Consider the following 18,013-nt stretch of genomic DNA (forward strand, 5'->3'; position numbering starts at 1 on the left):
GCCACTCACCTCCGCTCCCCCTCCCTGACCCGGGGCGGCCCACACCCGCGCCCCGGCACCGATCCGAAAGGTGCCGAAATCATGAGTCCCACCGGTCCCGACCACGGCCGGCTGCGCACCCTGGAAGCCCGGCTGCTGCTACGCCCCGAGATCGCCGACTGCGCGCTGCTGCCCGTCGAGCACGAGAACGGCCGCCCCGGCCTGCTGGCCTACCTGGTCCCCGCCGTCGACGGCGATCCCGAGGCCCTGCGCCGCCGGGCCGCCGCGGCGCTGCTGGACGCCGACCCGAGCGCCGAAGTACACCTCCTGGACGGCATCGTCCGCACCCCCGAGGGCGAACCGGACGCCGCCGCCCTGGCCGCGGCGCTCACCCGGCCGCCCACCGCACCCGGCCCCGCCCTGCGCCACCTGCGCGAACTCACCGACCGCTGGCGGCCGTTCGGGGAGGGCCCGGCGACGGCCGGCGCCGCCCCGGCGCAGCCCACGGCCGCCCCCGGGGAGGCCGACTCCGAGCACCCCGACGCCGAGGACCCCGGGACGGAGGCCGTCGGCGCCCCGCTGCCCGCCCCCGGGCCGGACGCGCCCCGGACACTGCCCGAGGCGCTGCTGCGCGCCGCCGAACTGCACCCCGACCGCGGACTGCACCTGATCCGGGCGGGCGGCGAGGCCACCAGGATCACGTACCGTCAACTCCTCGGCCGCTCCGGCGAGATCCTCGCCGTGCTGGCCGCCGCCGGGCTGCGGGCCGGGGACCGGGTGATCCTCCAGGTCCCGGAGCCCGAGTACTACTTCCCCACCCTGTGGGCCTGCTTCCTGGGCGGGATGCAGCCGGTGACGGTCGCCCGCCCGCCGGACTACCACGAGCGCAACCCCGTGCTGGAGAAGCTCTGGCACGCCTGGCAGACCCTGGAGGAGCCGCCGGTGCTCGTCTGCGGGCCCGCGGTGGCGGGCCTGGAGCGGCTCGGGGAGCTGTACCCGGCGCCGGGCCTGCGGGTGATCGCGGTCGACCGGCCCGCCGAGGGCGGGCTGCCGGACGGCCCCGCCCCCGAGCACGCCCCCGTCCCCGCCGACGTCGCGATGCTCCAGCTCTCCTCCGGCAGCACCGGACGCTCCAAGGCGGTGCAGATCACCCACCGCGGCATCCTGGAGTACGTGGCGGGGGCCGTCGCCCAGGGCACCGAGCCGGGCGACGGCACGGTCAACTGGCTGCCCCTGGACCACGTCGCCGGACTGCTGATGTTCCACCTGCGCGACGTGGTACTGGCCGCCGACCAGGTGCAGATCCCCACCGAACTCGTGCTCGCCGACCCGCTGGTCTGGCTGGACGCGCTGGAGCGCTACCGGGCGGCGCACTCCTGGTCGCCCAACTTCGGCTTCCGGCTGGTCGCCGAGGCCGTCCGGGCCGCCGGGCCGGACCGCCGCTGGGACCTGTCCTCGGTCAAGTCGCTGATCAACGCCGGGGAGCAGTGCACCGAGGCGGTGATCGACGAGTTCCTGGCCGCCACCGCCCCGTTCGGCATCCGCCCCGGCCACGTGCTGCTGGCCTGGGGCATGGCCGAGACCTGCACGGCGATCACCTACAAGCGCTACGACGAGGACGGCGCCCGCCGCCTGGTGCGCACCGACTCGCTGACCGGCCGGCTGGAGCCCGCGGACCCGGCCTCCGCGGAGCGCGGCACCGCCTTCCTCAGCATGGGCCGGCCCGCACCCGGCACCCGGATGCGGGTGGCCGACGACGCCGGACGGGCGCTGCCCGAGCTCCGCGTCGGCCGGCTCCAGGTCCACTCCGGCCGGGTGACGCCGGGGTACCTGAACAACCCGCCGGCCAACCAGGAGGCCTTCGTCGGCGACGACTGGTTCGACACCGGGGACCTGGCCTTCCTGGTCGACGGCGAGGTGGTGCTCACCGGCCGTCGCAAGGAGATCATCATCGTCAACGGCGTGCACTACTTCTGCCACGAGCTGGAGGACGTGGTGGCCTCCGTGGCGGGGGTGCGCTCCGGGCACGTCGCGGCCTTCGGGGTGCCGGACGAACGCACCGGCACCGAGCAGCTGGTGATCGCCTACGTCCAGAGCGATCCGGACGCGCCCTCGGCGCCGGTCGCCGCCGAGGTGCGGCAGCTGCTGGCGGCCCGCCGGCAGCCGGCCCCCGCCCTGGTGCTGCCCGTCCCGGCGGCCGAATTCCCGCGCACCACCAGCGGCAAGATCCAGCGCACCGCGCTGCGCGGGAGGCTGCTGGACGGCGAACTCGACGACCACATCGTCGCGCTGGACCTGGCGGAGGCCAACTCCCGGACGCTGCCGGACTGCGTGCGGCAGCTCGGCTGGGAGGCCCGCCCGGTGGCGGCGGACCAGGCCTCTTCGGCGGCCTCGTTGGCCGAGGAAACGATCCTGCTGCTCGGCCCGTCCGGCCCCGGCACCCTCACCGAGGCCCTGGCCGCCGCCCTGCCGAACGCCCTGGTGGTGGACCGCCCGCCGACCGCCGACCCCGAGGACTGGCTGCGGGCCCTCGGCGACCGGCCAGCCGACCGGCTGGTCTACCTGTGGAGCGCGACGGCCGACACCTCCGACCAGGCGCCGGACGAGGCGCTGCTCGCCCTGCTGCGGGCGCTGCCGACGCGGACCCCGGTCCGCGAGCTGGTCTCCGTCAGCGCCGGGCTGCACGCCGTTCTCCCCGGTGAACTCCCCAGCCCCCGGGCCGCGTTGACCGCCGCACTGACCGCCGGGGCACGGGCCGAGCAGCTGGTGCCCGCCGCCCGGCACCTCGACCTGCCGGGCGAGGCGCCGGTCGCGGAGCAGGCCGCCGCGCTGCTCGCCCTGCTCGCCGACCCCCGCCCCGAGCCCGAGTCCGCCTGGCGCGCCGGCCGCCCCTGGGCCCCCCGGCTGGCACCGGCCGAGGCCACCCCCGAACCGGCCGGGGAAGGCTGCTCACTGCTCACCCCCGGCGCCCGCTACCTCGTCACCGGCGGCCTCGGCGGAATCGCCGCCGAGCTGCTGCCCGGACTGCTGCGCGAGTACGGCTCCCGGCTGCTGATCGTCGGCCGCAGCGACCTGGACGCCCCGACCGCCGAGGCGGCCGAGCGCCGGGCCGCGCTGCGCCGACTGGCCGCCCAGGGCGGTCAGGTCATCTACTGCCAGGCCGATGTGACGAACCGTCAGCAGCTGGCGGAGGTGCTCGCCGAGGCCGAGCGGGAGTGGCAGGCACCGCTGGACGGCGTGCTCCACCTGGCCGGCGGCTACCGGCTCACGCTCCTCGCCGACACCAGTACCGAGGACTGGCGCGAGGCCGTCCGGACCAAGGCCGAGGGCACCGACCACCTCATCGAGCTGGTCCGGCAGCGCCCCGGCGCCCAGTTCGTCGCCTTCTCCTCGATGATCGGCCTCCAGGAGGCGGTCGGCTCCACCGGGTACGCCGCCGCCAACCGCTACCTGGAGAGCACCGTCGAGCGGCTGCGCCGGGAGACCGGCACCCCGGCCTGGACGATCTCCTGGGGCCTGTGGAGCGGGGTCGGCATGAACCGCGACACCGAGAACGAGCAGGCCGCCGCCGGCCGGGGCATCGCCGTGCTGAGCGCCGCGCACGGCCGCCGGCTGGCCGCCCTGCTGCTGGCGGGCGCCCCGGGCCACCGGTACGCCGGTCCGGACCCGAGCTCCCCCGCCGCCCGACGCCGCCTGCTCGCCACCGCGCCCCGCCCGGTGGCCGCCGCCGCGCCGACGCCGGCCACCGCCGAGCCGGCCGCCCGGCCCGCCACGGCACCCGGCCCCGGGCACACCGCCCCGTCCGGGCTGCGCCGACTGGTCCTGGACGCCTTCGAGTCCGTCCTCGACACCCCGCTGGACCCGGGCCGCCCGCTCGCCGAACTCGGCATCGGATCCCTCCAGTTGATGCGGGTGCACGGCGCGCTCAGCGCCGCGCTGCCCACGCCCCCGGCACCCACCGAGCTGTTCCGCCACCCCACCGTGGACGCCCTGATCGCCCACCTGTCCGCCGAGCCGGCCACGCCCACCACCGCGGCCGCCGCCCCCGTCGCCGGGCCGGGCGACGACCGCCGGGTGGCGATCGTCGGCCTGGCGATGCGCCTGCCGGGCGCCGACACCCCCGAGCAGTACTGGCGGAACATCGTCGAGGGCGTCCGGAGCACCACCCGGTTCACCGAGGAGGAGCTGGCCGCGGCCGGACTGCGCCCGGAGGAGTACCGCCACCCCGACTTCGTCCCGGTCACCGGCGCGCTCACCGGCACCGACGAGTTCGACGCCGAGGCCTTCGGCATCAGCGGCGCCGAAGCGGCCCTGATGGACCCGCAGCAGCGCCTGCTGCTGGAGATCTGCCGCCAGGCCCTGGAGGACGGCGGCTACGACGCGCCGGACCCGGAGCGCCGGGTCGGCGTCTTCGCCGGCACCGGGATGACCCTCTACGCGCTGCGCACCTACTACCAGCACACCCTGGCCACCACCGCCGACCCGTCCGAGCCGGTCGCCGCCCTGCAGACCGCGATCGGCAACCAGGCCGACTTCGCCGCCACCCGGGTCGCCTACCGGCTGGGCCTCACCGGCCCGGCGATCGGCGTGCAGACGGCCTGCTCCACCTCGCTGGTCGCGGTGCACCTGGCCGTCCAGTCGCTGCTCTCCGGTGACTGCGAACTGGCCCTGGCCGGGGCCGCCGCCCTGCACATCCCGCAGGCCGCCGGCTACCGCTACGAGGAGGGGTCGATCCTCTCCCCCGACGGCGCCTGCCGGGCCTTCGACGCCGACGCGGGCGGCACCGTCGGCGGCAACGGTGTCGCCGCCGTGCTGCTCAAGCGCCTCGACCGGGCGCTGGCCGACGGCGACACCGTGCACGGGGTGATCCTCGGCTCCGCCGTCAACAACGACGGCGGCCGGAAGGTCGGCTACACCGCGCCCAGCGTCGACGGGCAGGCGGCCGTGGTCGGCCGGGCCCTGGACCTGGCGGGCGTGCCGGCCGACAGCATCGGCTACATCGAGGCCCACGGCACCGGCACCCCGCTCGGCGACCCGATCGAGTTCCGGGCACTGGCCCAGGCCTTCCGCGCCCGGACCGAGGCCGCCGGATTCTGCTCGCTCGGCTCGGTCAAGCCCAACATCGGCCACCTGGACACCTGCGCCGGGATGGCGGGCCTGATCAAGGCGCTGCTGGTGCTGCGGCACGGCACCATCCCCCCGCTGGTGAACTTCACCAGCCCCAACCCCGCGCTGGAACTGGCCGACAGCCCGTTCCGGCTCGCCGCCGAGCGCCGCGACTGGCCGGACGGCCCCACCCCGCGCCGGGCCGGGGTCAGCGCGCTGGGCGTCGGCGGCACCAACGCCCACCTGGTGCTGGAGCAGGCGCCCGCGGCCCCGGCCGTCGAACCGCGACCGGCGCCGACCGTGCTGCCGCTGTCCGCCCGCACCGCCCAGGGGCTGACCGAACTGGCCGGGCTGCTCCGCGACCGGCTGGACGCCGAACCCGCCCTCGCGCCCGGCGACCTGCCGCTCACCCTCGGCGCCGGCCGGCGCGCGCTGCGCCACCGGCTGGCCGTCACCGGCCCCGACCCGGCCGCCCTGCGCAAGGGCCTGGACGCCTTCCTGGCGGGCCGGACCACCGCCGGCGCGGCCCACCGCGAGGTGGGGCGCGGCGAGGTCCTGCCGGTGCTGCTCTTCACCGGCCAGGGCGCCCAGTACCGGGGCATGGCCGCCGAGCTGTACCGGGCCTTCCCGGTCTTCCGGGCCGTCCTGGACGAGTGCGACCGGCTGCACCGCGAGAACTGGGGCGAGCCGCTGCTGCCGCTGCTGCTCGACCCCGCGCCGCAGGGCACCGAGGACGGCTGGACCACCGAGGCGGCGCAGCCCGCGCTGTTCGCCCTCCAGGCGGCCTACCTGCGGCTCTGGCAGGAGCTCGGGCTCCGTCCCGCCGCCGTCGCCGGGCACAGCGCCGGGGAGTACGCGGCCTTCCACGCGGCCGGCGCGCTCGACCTGGCCGACGGCATGTTCCTGACCGCGCTGCGCGGCCGGCTGATGCACCGGCTGACCGAACCGGGCGCCATGACGGTGGTCTCGGCCGGCCTGGACCGGCTGGCCGGGCTCGGCGACTGGCTGCCCGGCGTGGACCTGGCCGTGGTCAACGGCCGGGGCCAGTGCGTGCTGGCCGGACCGCCCCGCGAGATCGCCGCCGCCGAGGCCGTGCTGGCCACCGACGGGGTGACCACCGAACGGCTGGCCAGCGACCGGGCGTTCCACTCCCGCCTGCTCGACCCGATGCTCGACCCCTTCCGCGACCAGCTGGCCCGGCTGCGGCTGCGGCCGCTGGCCGTGCCGCTGGTCAGCAACCTCGGCGGCGAGGTGCTGGCCCCCGGGACCGTCCCGACGCCCGAGTACTTCCTCCGGCAGACCCGGGAGACCGCCCGGTTCGACCAGGTCCTCGCCGCACTGGACGGGCAGGGCCACGAGCTCTTCCTGGAGATCGGCCCGCACCCGACGCTGACCGGCATGGGCCGCCGGGAGCTGCCGGAGCGCCACTTCGTCGCCGGCGGCCGGCGCGGCGCCTCCCCGGAGCAGCAGTTCGACGCCGCCGCGGCCGCGCTCTGGTCGTACGGCGTCCCGCTCGACTGGGCCGGCTTCGCCGCCGCCCGGGACTGGCCGGACGGACCGGCCCGCCGCGTCCCGCTGCCCACCACCGTCTTCCAACGCCGCCGCCACTGGTTCACCGCCCCCGACCGGCCGACCACCGAGGACCCCGCCATGCGCCAGGACCCACCCCAGCAGACCGCTCCGGCCGCTGAACCGACCGCCGCACTTGCTGCCTCACCTGCTGCTACACCCGCTGCTTCACCGACGCCGAGCCCCGAGGAGCTGGCCGGGCAGGCCGTGCTGCGGGAGGTCGTCGAGCAGACGGCCCGCCAGCTCGGCTACGACGAGGACTCGGTCGGCGTGGACGAGCCCTTCTTCGACCTGGGCGCCGACTCGCTGTCGATGATCAACATGATCCGGGACCTGGAGCGCGCGTTCCGGGTGCGGGTGTCGATGCGCGAGCTGTTCGAGGACGCCGACACCCCGGCCCGGCTGGCCGGGCTGATCGCCTCCCGGCTGGAGCCGGCCGTGCTGGCCACGCTGCTGCCGGCCGCCGAGCCGGAGCCCGTGGCGGTGCCCGTGGCGGTGCCCGAGCCGGTGGCAGCGCCGGTGGCGGCTCCAGCCCCGGTCGTCCAGGCCGCCCCGGCCCCGGCCGTTCAGGCCCCGGTTGTACAAGCACCGGCCGCCCAGGCGCCGCTCGTCCAGGCCCCGGCTCCGCAGCCCGTACCCGCCGCGCCCGCACCCATGCCCGCCGCCCCGCAGGCCCCCGCCGCACTGCCCCCGGTCACCGACGGCACCGGCCTGATCGAGCGCCAGCTCGCGCTGCTCGGCCAGTTCTCCGACCTGATGCGCGACCAGCTCGGCCTGCTGGCCGGCGGCGCACCCGCGCTCCCCCCGGCGCCCGTGCCCGCGGCCCTGCCCCCGGCCGCCGTACCGGCCGCCGCGCAGGTCCCGACGCCCGCCGCCGCACCCACTGCCGTCGCTCCCGCCGCCGAGGCACCCGCCACCGAGAGCCCGGCCCCGGCCGCCCCGCAGGTGCACGGCCCCCGGGTGACGGTCTCCCGCGAGTCCGGCATGGCCGCCGGCGGCCTGACCGACCAGCAGCGCGCCCACGTGGACGAGCTGGTCGCCCGCTTCACCGCCCGCACCACCGCCTCCAAGGCGATCACCCGCCGCCACCGCCGCACCCTGGCGGACAGCCGCGCCGTGGTCGGCTTCCGCTCCGGCACCAAGGAGATGCTCTACCCGCTGGCCGCCCGCCGGGCCCGGGGCTCCCGGCTGGAGGACGTCGACGGCAACCCGTACGTCGACATCACCATGGGCTTCGGCGTCCTGCTCTTCGGCCACGACCCGGAGTTCGTCTCCGAGGCCGTCCGCGAGCACCTGTCCTCGGGCCTGCGGCTGGGCCCGCGCGGCCCGGAGACCGGCGAGGCCGCCGAGCTGCTGGCCGAGCTGACCGGCACCGAGCGGGTCGCCTTCGCCAACTCCGGCACCGAGGCGAACGCCGGGGCGATCCGGCTGGCCCGCGCGCACACCGGCCGGGACAAGATCGTCATGTTCGAGGGCTCCTACCACGGCCACTCCGACCAGACCCTGGGCCGGACGCTGGGCCGCGGCGCCGACCGGGAGACCGTCCCGGTGTCCATCGGCATCCCGGGCAGCGCGGTCGCCGACCTGCTGGTGCTGCGGTACGGCGACCCGGAGAGCCTCAAGGTCATCGAGGAGCACGGCGACCGGATCGCCGCCGTCCTGGTCGAGCCGGTGCAGAGCCGCCACCCCGGCCGCCAGCCCGTCGACTTCGTCCGCTCGCTGCGCGAACTGACCACCCGGCTCGGCATCGTGCTGGTCTTCGACCAGATGCTCACCGGCTTCCGCCCCCACCTGCGCGGCGCCGAGGGCTTCTGGGGCGTCACCCCGGACATGTCCACCTACGGCAAGGTGCTGGGCGGCGGCTACCCGATCGGCGCGATCGCCGGACGGGCCGACATCATGGACGGGATCGACGGCGGCCACTGGGACTACGGGGACGACAGCTACCCGCCCAAGGACACCACCTTCTTCGGCGGCACCTACATCCAGCACCCGCTGGCGATGACCGCCGCGGGCGCGGTGCTGCGCCACCTCAAGGCGGCCGGCCCCGGCCTCCAGGAGCGGCTGAACGCCCGCACCGACGAGCTGGCCACCACCCTGAACACCTTCTTCGAGGAGGAGGAGTTCCCGCTGCGGCTGGCCCACTTCGGCTCGCTCTTCCGGTTCGAGCCCCGGGCCGACATGGAGCTGCTCTTCCCGCACCTGCTGACCCGCGGGGTCTACGTGTGGGAGTGGCGCAACTTCTTCCTCTCCACCGCCCACACCGACGGCGACCTGGAGTTCGTGGCCGACGCGGTCCGCGAGTCGCTGCGCGACCTGCGGCGCGGCGGCTTCTTCCCGGCCTCGCCCGGCGTCCGCCTGCCGGCCCCGCGGCCGGCCGCCGAACTCCCGGCGCCCGCCACGACCGTACCCGCCGAGACCGTGGGCGGCGCCCCCGCCCCGGCCCTCCCGTACGAGCCGGTCAGCGACCCGCAGCGGCCGGTGGACTTCAGCCTCTACTTCTTCGGCGACTACCCGCTGGACTCCCCGGACGACGAGAAGTACCGCATCGTCCTGGAGAGCGCCCGCTTCGCCGACCGGCACGACTTCCACTCCGTCTGGCTGCCGGAGCGCCACTTCCACTCCTTCGGCGGCATCTTCCCCAACCCCTCGGTGCTGGCCGCCGCCCTGGCCCGGGAGACCAGCCGGATCCGGCTGAACGCGGGCTGCGCCGTGCTGCCGCTGCACCACCCGGTGCGGGTGGCCGAGGAGTGGTCGGTGGTCGACAACCTGTCCGGCGGCCGGGTCGGCCTGGGCTGCGCGAGCGGCTGGCACCCCAACGACTTCCTGTTCTTCCCCGAGCGCTACGGCAGCCACAAGGAGCTGATGCACCGGCAGATCGACACCGTCCGGTCGCTGTGGCGCGGCGAGCCGTACCAGGGCCGCAACGGCAACGGTGAGCCGATCGAGGTGACCCTCCACCCGCGCCCGCTTCAGGACCTGCCGCCGATGTTCACCGCGATCGTCGGCAACCCGGACAGCTTCCGCGAGGCGGCCCGGCACGACCTCGGCGTCATCACCAACCTGATGACCCAGGACGTCGCCCAGCTGGCCGAGAACATCGCCGTCTACCGGCGCACCCGCGCCGAGCACGGCCTCGACCCCGAGGCCGGCCGGGTGGTCGTTCTGGTGCACACCTACCTGGGCACCGACCTGGCCACCGCCCGCGAGCAGGCCTACCGGCCGTTCTGCCACTACCTGCGCTCCTCGCTCTCGCTGTTCGGGCAGATGGCCAACAGCCTGGGCCTGACCCTGGACTTCGCGAACGCCCGCGAGGAGGACCTGGAGTACGTGCTGGAGCGCGCGTACGAGCGGTACTGCGCCTCCCGCGCGCTGATCGGCACGCCGGAGAGCGTCCAGGGGGTGCTGTCCGAGCTGCGGGCGGCCGGCGCCGACGAGATCGCCGCCTTCGTGGACTTCGGGCTCTCCCCCGAACTGGTGGCGACCGGGCTGCCGCAGCTCGACGTCCTGCGCCGGGACACCCTGCGCGGCGCCCGACTGTCGTACGCCCAGCAGCGGATGTGGTTCCTGCACCGGATGCTGCCCGACGGCGGCCAGTACAACGAGGTCAAGGCGATCGCCCTGGACGGCCCGCTCGACCCGCAGGCGCTGGACACCGCGCTGCGCCGGCTGGTCGAACGCCACGTGGCGCTGCGCACCGTCTTCCGGGAGCAGGACGGCGAACCGTTCCAGCAGGTGCTGGCGCCGCCCGCCGGCCCGGTCCTTCAGCGGATCACGGCCGACCCGGCCGCCGAGGACGCCGTCGCCGACCTGGTCGCCGCCGAGGGCGCGCACCGCTTCGACCTGGCCGAGGGCCCGCTGTTCCGGGCCCTGCTGCTGGAGCAGGCGGCCGAGCGGCACGTCCTGGTCCTGTCGATGCACCACATCGTGATCGACACCCTGTCCACCGTGGTGATCACCCGCGAGCTGGGCGAGCTGTACCTGGCCGCCCAGGAGGGCCGGGCCGCCCACCTGCCGGTGCTGACCACCGGCCCGGCGGCCGAGGCCGCCCGGGAGCGGGCCCGGGTCGCCGAGGGCGAGTACGACGAGAGCCTGGCCCACTGGCGCAAGGTGTTCGGCGGCGGCGACCTGCCGGTGCTGGCCCTGCCCACCGACCGGCCGCGCCCCGCGGTGCCGGACGGCCGCGGCCGCTCCTTCGTCCACCACCTGCCCGCCGAACTCTCCGACGGCCTGAGGGAGTTGGCCCGGTCCAAGCGCTCGACCCTGTTCATGGTGCTGCTGACCGGCTTCGCCGGCGTCCTGCAGCGCTACGCCGGCCAGGACGAGATCGTGCTGGGCACCCCGGTGGCCAACCGGGCCGAGGGCACCGAGGACCTGGTCGGGTTCTTCGTCAACACGCTGGCGCTGCGCCTGGACCTGTCCGGCGAGCCGGCCTTCGCCGAGGCGCTGGGCCGGGTCCGGTCCACCGCGCTGGACGCCTACGAGCACCAGCAGCTGCCCTTCGAGGTGCTGGTGCAGGAGCTGAACCCGCAGCGCGACACCAGCCGCAACCCGCTGTTCCAGGTCATGGTCGAGTTCGAGAACCACATGGTCTTCGAGCTGGACCTGCCCGGGGTGACGGCCCGTCCGCTGGACCACGTCGCCGACCGCGCCGCCTTCGACCTGACGCTCTTCCTGACCAGCCTGCCCGACGGCATCCGCTGCCACGTGGAGTACGCCGACGCCCTGTTCGACCGGGCCACCGTCGACCGGCTGCTCGGCGCCTTCGAGCGGCTGCTCACGGCCGCGGTCGCCGACCCGGAGCGCCCGCTCGCCGAACTGGCCGTGGCGCCCGCCGACATCGCCCTGGAGTGCGGGCCGGCCGCCGCCCAGGACCCCGAGCACCCGCTGGCCACCATCGCCGCGACCGCGGCCGAGCGGCCCGAACAGACCGCGGTGGTCGCCGCCGACGGCAGCGAGACGGACTACCGGACGCTGCTGGCCCGCTCCGAGGACCTGGCCGGCCGGCTGCTCGCGGCCGGCGTCCGCGAGGGCAGCCGGGTGGGCGTGCTGCTCCCCCGCTCGCTGGACCTGGTGGCCGGGCTGCTCGCCATCCTGCGCCTCGGCGCCGTCCACGTCCCGGTCGACGTCCTGCAGGGCCCCGAGCGCTGCCGGCTGATCGTCCAGGACAGCGCACCGGTCGTGCTGCTCACCACCACGGACGACGCCCCGAAGGAGCTCGGCCTGACCGTGCCGACGGTGCTCACCGGCACCGCCCCGGCCGACGCCGACCCCGCCGCGCTGCCCCCGCTGCCCGCCCCCTCGGCGCAGGCGCCCGCGTACCTGCTGTACACCTCCGGGTCCACCGGCCGCCCCAAGGGCGTGCTGATGCACTCGCTGGCCCTGGCCCACTTCGTGGCCTGGAACGTCGCCGACCACCCCGCGGCCCGCACCCTCCAGTACGCCTCCTGCGGGTTCGACGTCAGCGTCCAGGAGATCCTCACCACGCTGGCCGGCGGCGGCACCCTGCTGCTGATCGAGGAGGAGACCCGCTACGACGTGACGGCGCTGGCCGCCGTCGTCCGGGCCACCCGGGCCGAACGGGTCCACCTGCCGTACACCCCGCTGGCCGCACTGGCCGACGCGCTCGGCGAGGAGCCGGTGCCGCACCTGCGGGAGCTGATCTCGGGCGGCGAGCAGGTGCTGCTCACCCCCGGGCTGCGGGCCTTCCTCGGCCGCAACCCCGGCTGCCGGCTGGTCAACCACTACGGCCCGACCGAGACCCACGCGCTGACGGCCGGTGAGATCGAACCGGACGGCCCGGAGTACGCGTCGATCGGCCGCCCGACCCCGGGCAGCCGGATCGTGCTGCTCGACACCTCCGGACGCCGGGTGCCGCCCGGCGCGGTCGGCGAGATCCACGCCCTCGGCGTCCAGGTCGGCATCGGCTACATCGGCCGCGACGAGGAGAGCGCCGCCGTCTTCACCGACACCCCCGACGGCCGAAGCTACCGCACCGGCGACCTCGGCCGCTGGCGCCCGGACGGCCGGCTGGAGTACCTCGGCCGGGCCGACCGCCAGGTCAAGGTGCGCGGCTACCGGGTCGAGCCGGGCGAGATCGAGACCGTGCTGCTGGGCCTGCCCGGCGTGCACGCCGCCGCCGTGACGGCGCGCCGCACCCCGGCGGGCACCGTTCTCGCCGGGTACGTCGGATGCGCGGCCGCCGACCTGCCCGGGATCGCCGACCGCCTGGCCGACCTGCTGCCCGACTACATGGTCCCGAGCCTCTGGGCCACCGTCGACACCCTGCCGTTCACCCCGCACGGCAAGCTGGACACCGCCGCCCTGCCCGAGCCGCGCCCGCTCGGCGCGGACGAGCCGCAGGCCGCCCCGGCCACCGGGCTGGAGCGCACCCTGCAACAGCTCTGGGAGGAGGAGCTCGGCCGCCCCGCCGGGGTGGAGACCTCCTTCTTCGACCTCGGCGGGCACTCCCTGGCCGCCACCCGGCTGCTGAACCGGGTCCGCGAGGAGACCGGCGTACGGATCGGCGTGCTGGACTTCTTCCGCCGCCCGACCATCCGCGCGATGGCCGCCCACCAGCCGGCCGCCGAGCAGGCCCCGGCCCCGGCCTTCGAGGAGGGCACCCTGTGAGCACACCGGACATGAGCGCGGCGGAGGAGACGGACGACGGGTGGGCGCGGCTCCTCAAGCTGCTCGACGAGCGCGAGATCGTACTGCGCACCACCGGTGAGAAGCTCGGCTACCTGGCCCCCGCGGGGGCGATGGACGAGGAGGTCACCGGCCTCGTCCGGGCCCACCGCGACCGGCTGCTGACCACCCTCACCGGCGACGGGGCGGCGCTGTCCGCCGCCCCCGCCGGGGTGACCCAGTGGCGGCTGCGCAAGGCCCACCATGCGGCGGCCGATCCGGCGGTGTGGAACATCACCCACCGGATCACCCTGCGCGGGCCGCTGGAGCCCGAGCGGCTGGCCGCCGCCCTGACGGCGGTGACCGAGCGGCACGAGAGCCTGCGGACCCGGTTCCTGGAGACCGAGCTCGGGGGGCTCCAGCAGGTGCTCCCGAACACCCCGCTGGACGTCCCGGTCGACGACCTGCGCGGGCTCGCGCCCGCCGAACGGGACGCGGCCCTCGCCGCGGCCCTGGAGGCCGAGGTCGCCCGCCCCTTCGACCTGACCGCGCCCCCGCTGCTGCGCGCCCGGCTGCTGCGCCCGGCGGCGGAGGAGTGGGTGCTGCTGCTGACCATCCACCACATCGCGGTGGACGGCTGGTCGCTGGCCACCGTGCTGGCCGACCTGAGCGCGCTCTACCGTACGGGCGGGCCGCTGCCCGGCGAGGCCGGCCGGATGACCGACCACGCCTGCTGGGAACGGACGGTGGTCAACCGGGCCTCCATGGCGGCGGCCGCCGACCACTGGGCCGAGGTCCTCGGCGGCGCCTCGCTCGCGGCGGACCTGCCCACCGACCGGCCGCGTCCCGAGCAGCGCTCCGGGCTCGGCGAGACGGCCGAGTTCCGGGTCCCGGCGGCGGTGGCCGAGGCGGTCGGGCGCTACGCCGCCGCCCGTTCCACCACCGCCTCGGCCGTCGTCGTCGCCGCCTTCGCCCGGCTGCTCGGCTCGCTCAGCGGCGCGTCGGAGACGCTGATCCTGCTCTCCAACGCCAACCGCAGGCGGCCGGCCGACGAACGGGTGGTCGGCCTGCTCACCAGCAGCATGCCGATCCTGGTGCCCACCCGGAGCGAGAGCGGCTTCGGGGCCCTGGTGGACCACGCCGCCGAGGCGATCGCCTCCGCCCTCGACCACTCCCTGATGCCGTTCGGCCTGCTGGTCGAACCGCTGCGGGAGCGCGGCGTCCCCATGCCCGTCGGCTACCCGCAGGTCGTACTCGCCGTCCAGAGCACCCCGCCGATCGGCCTCGACCTCCCCGGCCTGACCGCCGAGATCGAGGACATCCCCGGCCACTCCGCCCGCGCCGACTGCGCGTTCTCGCTCACCCCGGACGCCGACGGCTACCTCGGGCAGGTCGAGTACGACGCCGACCTGTTCGACCCGGGCACCGTCCGGGGCTGGCTGGACGCCCTGGTCGAGGACCTGGCCCGGCAGTTGGAGGTCCCGCTCGGGTGACCGGACAAACCCGGAGGCCCCGGTGGGCGGCGTACCGCCCACCGGGGCCTCCGGGCATTCGGGGGACGCCAGTCAGCACCCCGGGTTCAGCGGCCAGTACGGGCCGTCGGGCCGGTCGAGCCACACCCGCTGCCCACTGCTGGTGATGCTGAACCCGTAACGCTCGCGGGCCGGGCGGCCGTTCGCGTCGTACAGGCGGTGGGCTGCTTCGAGTTCGGACCACAGGAGGCGCGGCCCGGCCTCGGCCACGGAGCCGTCGGGCCGCAGCTCTGCGATCGATCCCGCGCCGTCCCACAGGCAGGCGCCGACCGGCCGACCGTCGTCCAGGTCGTAGTTCCATCCGAGCGGGCCGAGGGCGATGCTCACCAGGAACCGGAAGTGCTCGTCCACGACGACGTCGGGGCCGAGTTCCGACGGGCGTGCGCCGACAGTGGGCAGGGCCGGGCGGCGGATGACGCCGCGACCCCCGACCGTGCGCAACGGAATGAAGTAGGCGCCGGTCGGCAGGAACCGGCCGCCGGCCTCGGTGGTACCCGTCTTCTCCGCGCGGACGACGCCCGCGCCGAGCGGAGCGACGATCACACCGCCCCCCGCGAGCGCCTGCAGCCACGTCGTCGGAATGTGGTCGAGCCCGCAGGTGGCGATGATCGCGCCGAACGGGCCACCCGCATCGGTGAGGGTGGCCCCGTCGGCGGTGACCACGGTCGGCCGATAGGGCGTCGAGTCGAGCCGGCGTCGGGCCTCGGCCGTCACGTCCGGGTCGACGTCGACGGTCACGACCCGATCGGAGCCGTAGCGGTGGGCGAGCAGTGCGGCGTTGTAGCCGGTGCCGGTACCGATCTCCTTCACCGGGCCGTCGACATCGTCGCCGAGCGCCTGCAGCATCGCGGCCATCAGCGACGGCTGTGTGGACGACGACGAGGCGTTCCCGCCGATCAGGTGGGTGACGAGGGGCCGGTTCGCATAGACGGCCCGCAGCCACCCGGCGGCGTGGTCGGGGTCGTCGCCGGCAATCCGCTGCTGCCGGCCGTCAGGGCCCTGCCGGTAGAAGTACGGCACGAACAAGTGGCGGGGGACGTCGCGGAACGCGCGCTGCCACGCGGGGTCGGCCAGGGAGCCGTCGGCGGTGAGCGCGTCGACCAGTGCGGCACGCAGGGCGTCGGCAGTCGGCTCGGCGGTGGTGGTCACAAGGTGCCCTTCTGGAGCAGGTCGGCCAAGGCGGTGGTGATGGCATCGCGGGTGCAGTCGATCCACGCCCACTGCCCACCCGGATTCACGTCGACCAGCCAGTGCGTTCCGACCTGGTCCACGATCAGGTCGACGGCGGCATAGACGAGTCCGAGGCGCCACAGCATGTCCAGGATGCCCGTCCGGATGGGCACGGGGAGGCAGATCGGGGAGTATGCGAGGCGCTTGGAGTCGGTGCGCCAGTCGAGCCGTCCGGGGCCGTCCGGGGCGTCGATCCTGACGGGGAACAGTCGGCCGGCCACGCAGGTCACGCGGACTTCGTAGGCCTTGTCGGTGATCTCCTGCTGGTACAGGTGCGCGGTGAGGGCCACCCTCGGGTCGTCCCACCGGTCGGCGGGAACGCGGGTGGTGTAGATCTGCCCGCGCTGCCCGTTCTCGGTGTGGACGATCCCGCCGAGCACCTTCGTGACGATCCGGCCCCGGCACCGGTCCGCGAAGTCCCGCACCGCGGCTGGGTCATTGGTCACCAAGGTCGCCGGGACCTGCAGGCCGGACTCCGCGGCGGCGGTGAGCTGTGCGGGCTTCGTACAGTCGGCGTTGCGCTCGAGACGGTTGACCCACAGCACCTGCGGCAGGGAGCCGAGGACGCCGGCGAACCCGCGCTTCGCCTGCCCTGCGGCGAACCGCTGTTCCGGGCCGGACATGCTGTCGGGAAACCGGAACGTGGTGGGCTTGCGCCACCACACGGAGGTGAGCTCGGACAGGTCGATCCCTCGCAGGGGCCCGACGACGGCGCCGCCCCACGCACCGTCGGGCCGCAGCTCGGCACGCATGGTGATGCGCTGCGGGAAGTCCGCCACATCGGTGCGCCAGAACGGAACGCCTCGGGCGTTGAGCTCACGCAGGACGTAGTCGGCAGTGGGGTCGAGATCGTGGGTGATGACGAGCACGCGGGGCGGGACGCCCCGCGTGCTCCCGGTGCCGTGGGTCATCAGTCGTCGTTCTGGTCGAAGTCGACGCTGATCACGGTCTGGCCGTCGCTCTCGGTCTGGCACCCCGACCCTTCCATGGTCGGCATGTCCAGGGCCACGCGACCGTCGATCAGGGACAGCTGCGTGTGCGGGTCGACGGTGACGTGGGGCAGCGGCATGACGGTCACGGGGTTGGTGACGGCGTCGAGCCCGAACGGTCGGGTGGCGAGCGGGCCGGACGGCTCGGTGTCGATGCCCATGTTCAGGGTGGGCAGTCGGTCGGTCAGGACGGACATGGTGGCGCTCCCTCGTTCTCGTTCGGACCGGTCCTCCCAGGGGGCGAGGATCGGTGGTGGTGCCGACGGCCGCACACGGGACGCCTGTCCGTGGACCGGGCTCCCCTCCCTGCGGACAACATCCGCACTGCTCTGAGTGACGCAACGAAATCGTACGGTGACGACTCGTGGGTGAGGGGGACACCCTGTCCCCCTCACCCACCGTGTACCGGCGTTCACCCGCAGCGGAGTCTGGTGCCTCAACTGCCCGCCGCCCTACCGTGGAACGGCTGTCGCCACCGGGTGTTCATCCGGTTGAGGCAATTTCCCGGTGGCGGCGCCCAGCCGAGGAGATGCACATGTCCGATCTGCCCGAGGAGCTCACCCCCGGTGAGCGCATCCGCATCATGCGCGAGCGTCGCGGGATGACGCGCCCCGTGCTCGCCGGCCTGGTCGGCCGCAGCACTGATTGGCTCAAGAAGATCGAGAACGGAGAACGCGCGATCAGCAGTCACGCGATACTGCTCAAACTTGCGTTCGCACTCGACGTGACCGATCTGTCAGTGCTGACCGGACCGGCCGGGGCCGCGCAGCCGGTCAGCACCGGCCGGCTGTTCCACCCCGCGTCGACCGCCATCTGGTCGACCCTCCTCGAACGCGGAACCCGGCCGCCGGCACCGGTCCCGGCGGGGATGACGGCCGCGACCTACGTGTACTGACCACGGAGGTTGGTGACAGGGCTCACGGCCGGGTGATCTTGAAATGAGTGAGGGCCTTCTGGCTCGGTGTGGATTGCGACATCTGC

General features: G+C 75.2%; 6 protein-coding genes. 3 read left to right on the forward strand and 3 right to left on the reverse strand.

Annotation, left to right across the window (positions count from 1 at the left end):
* The first annotated feature begins 81 nt into the window (after positions 1 to 81).
* Entirely contained in the window at positions 82 to 13,284 is a 13,203-nt protein-coding gene (locus tag ACWDD9_RS41800) for a MupA/Atu3671 family FMN-dependent luciferase-like monooxygenase (RefSeq protein ID WP_449814539.1), read from the forward strand.
* Positions 13,281 to 14,774, forward strand: coding sequence for a condensation domain-containing protein (locus ACWDD9_RS41805; RefSeq protein WP_449814540.1), 1,494 nt, complete (start codon positions 13,281 to 13,283; stop codon positions 14,772 to 14,774). Before ACWDD9_RS41800 ends, ACWDD9_RS41805 begins: the two co-directional genes overlap by 4 nt.
* A 72-nt stretch (positions 14,775 to 14,846) precedes the next feature.
* Here the strand turns inward: ACWDD9_RS41805 and ACWDD9_RS41810 are convergent, their stop codons facing one another.
* Genes ACWDD9_RS41810 through tgmA form a run of 3 tightly spaced genes read right to left on the reverse strand, consistent with a single transcriptional unit; the run spans position 14,847 to position 17,229 of the window.
* Positions 14,847 to 15,962, reverse strand: a complete 1,116-nt coding sequence (locus ACWDD9_RS41810) for a methyltransferase domain-containing protein (protein ID WP_449814541.1) — start codon at positions 15,960 to 15,962, stop codon at positions 14,847 to 14,849.
* Positions 15,959 to 16,954, reverse strand: a complete 996-nt coding sequence (locus ACWDD9_RS41815; RefSeq protein ID WP_449814542.1) for an MvdC/MvdD family ATP grasp protein — start codon at positions 16,952 to 16,954, stop codon at positions 15,959 to 15,961. Before ACWDD9_RS41815 ends, ACWDD9_RS41810 begins: the two co-directional genes overlap by 4 nt.
* The gene (tgmA, locus tag ACWDD9_RS41820; RefSeq protein WP_117485595.1) at positions 16,954 to 17,229 is read right to left on the reverse strand and encodes a putative ATP-grasp-modified RiPP; all 276 of its coding nucleotides are present in this window, start codon (positions 17,227 to 17,229) and stop codon (positions 16,954 to 16,956) included. The genes ACWDD9_RS41815 and tgmA overlap by 1 nt, the downstream gene beginning before the upstream one ends.
* 338 nt (positions 17,230 to 17,567) lie before the next feature.
* Here tgmA and ACWDD9_RS41825 point away from each other — a divergent pair, with 338 nt between their 5' ends.
* Positions 17,568 to 17,927 (forward strand): helix-turn-helix domain-containing protein, encoded by a 360-nt coding sequence (locus ACWDD9_RS41825; protein ID WP_449814543.1) that lies wholly within the window; start codon positions 17,568 to 17,570, stop codon positions 17,925 to 17,927.
* The last annotated feature ends 86 nt before the right edge of the window (positions 17,928 to 18,013 follow it).

Source organism: Kitasatospora sp. NPDC001119 (genome assembly GCF_053598475.1).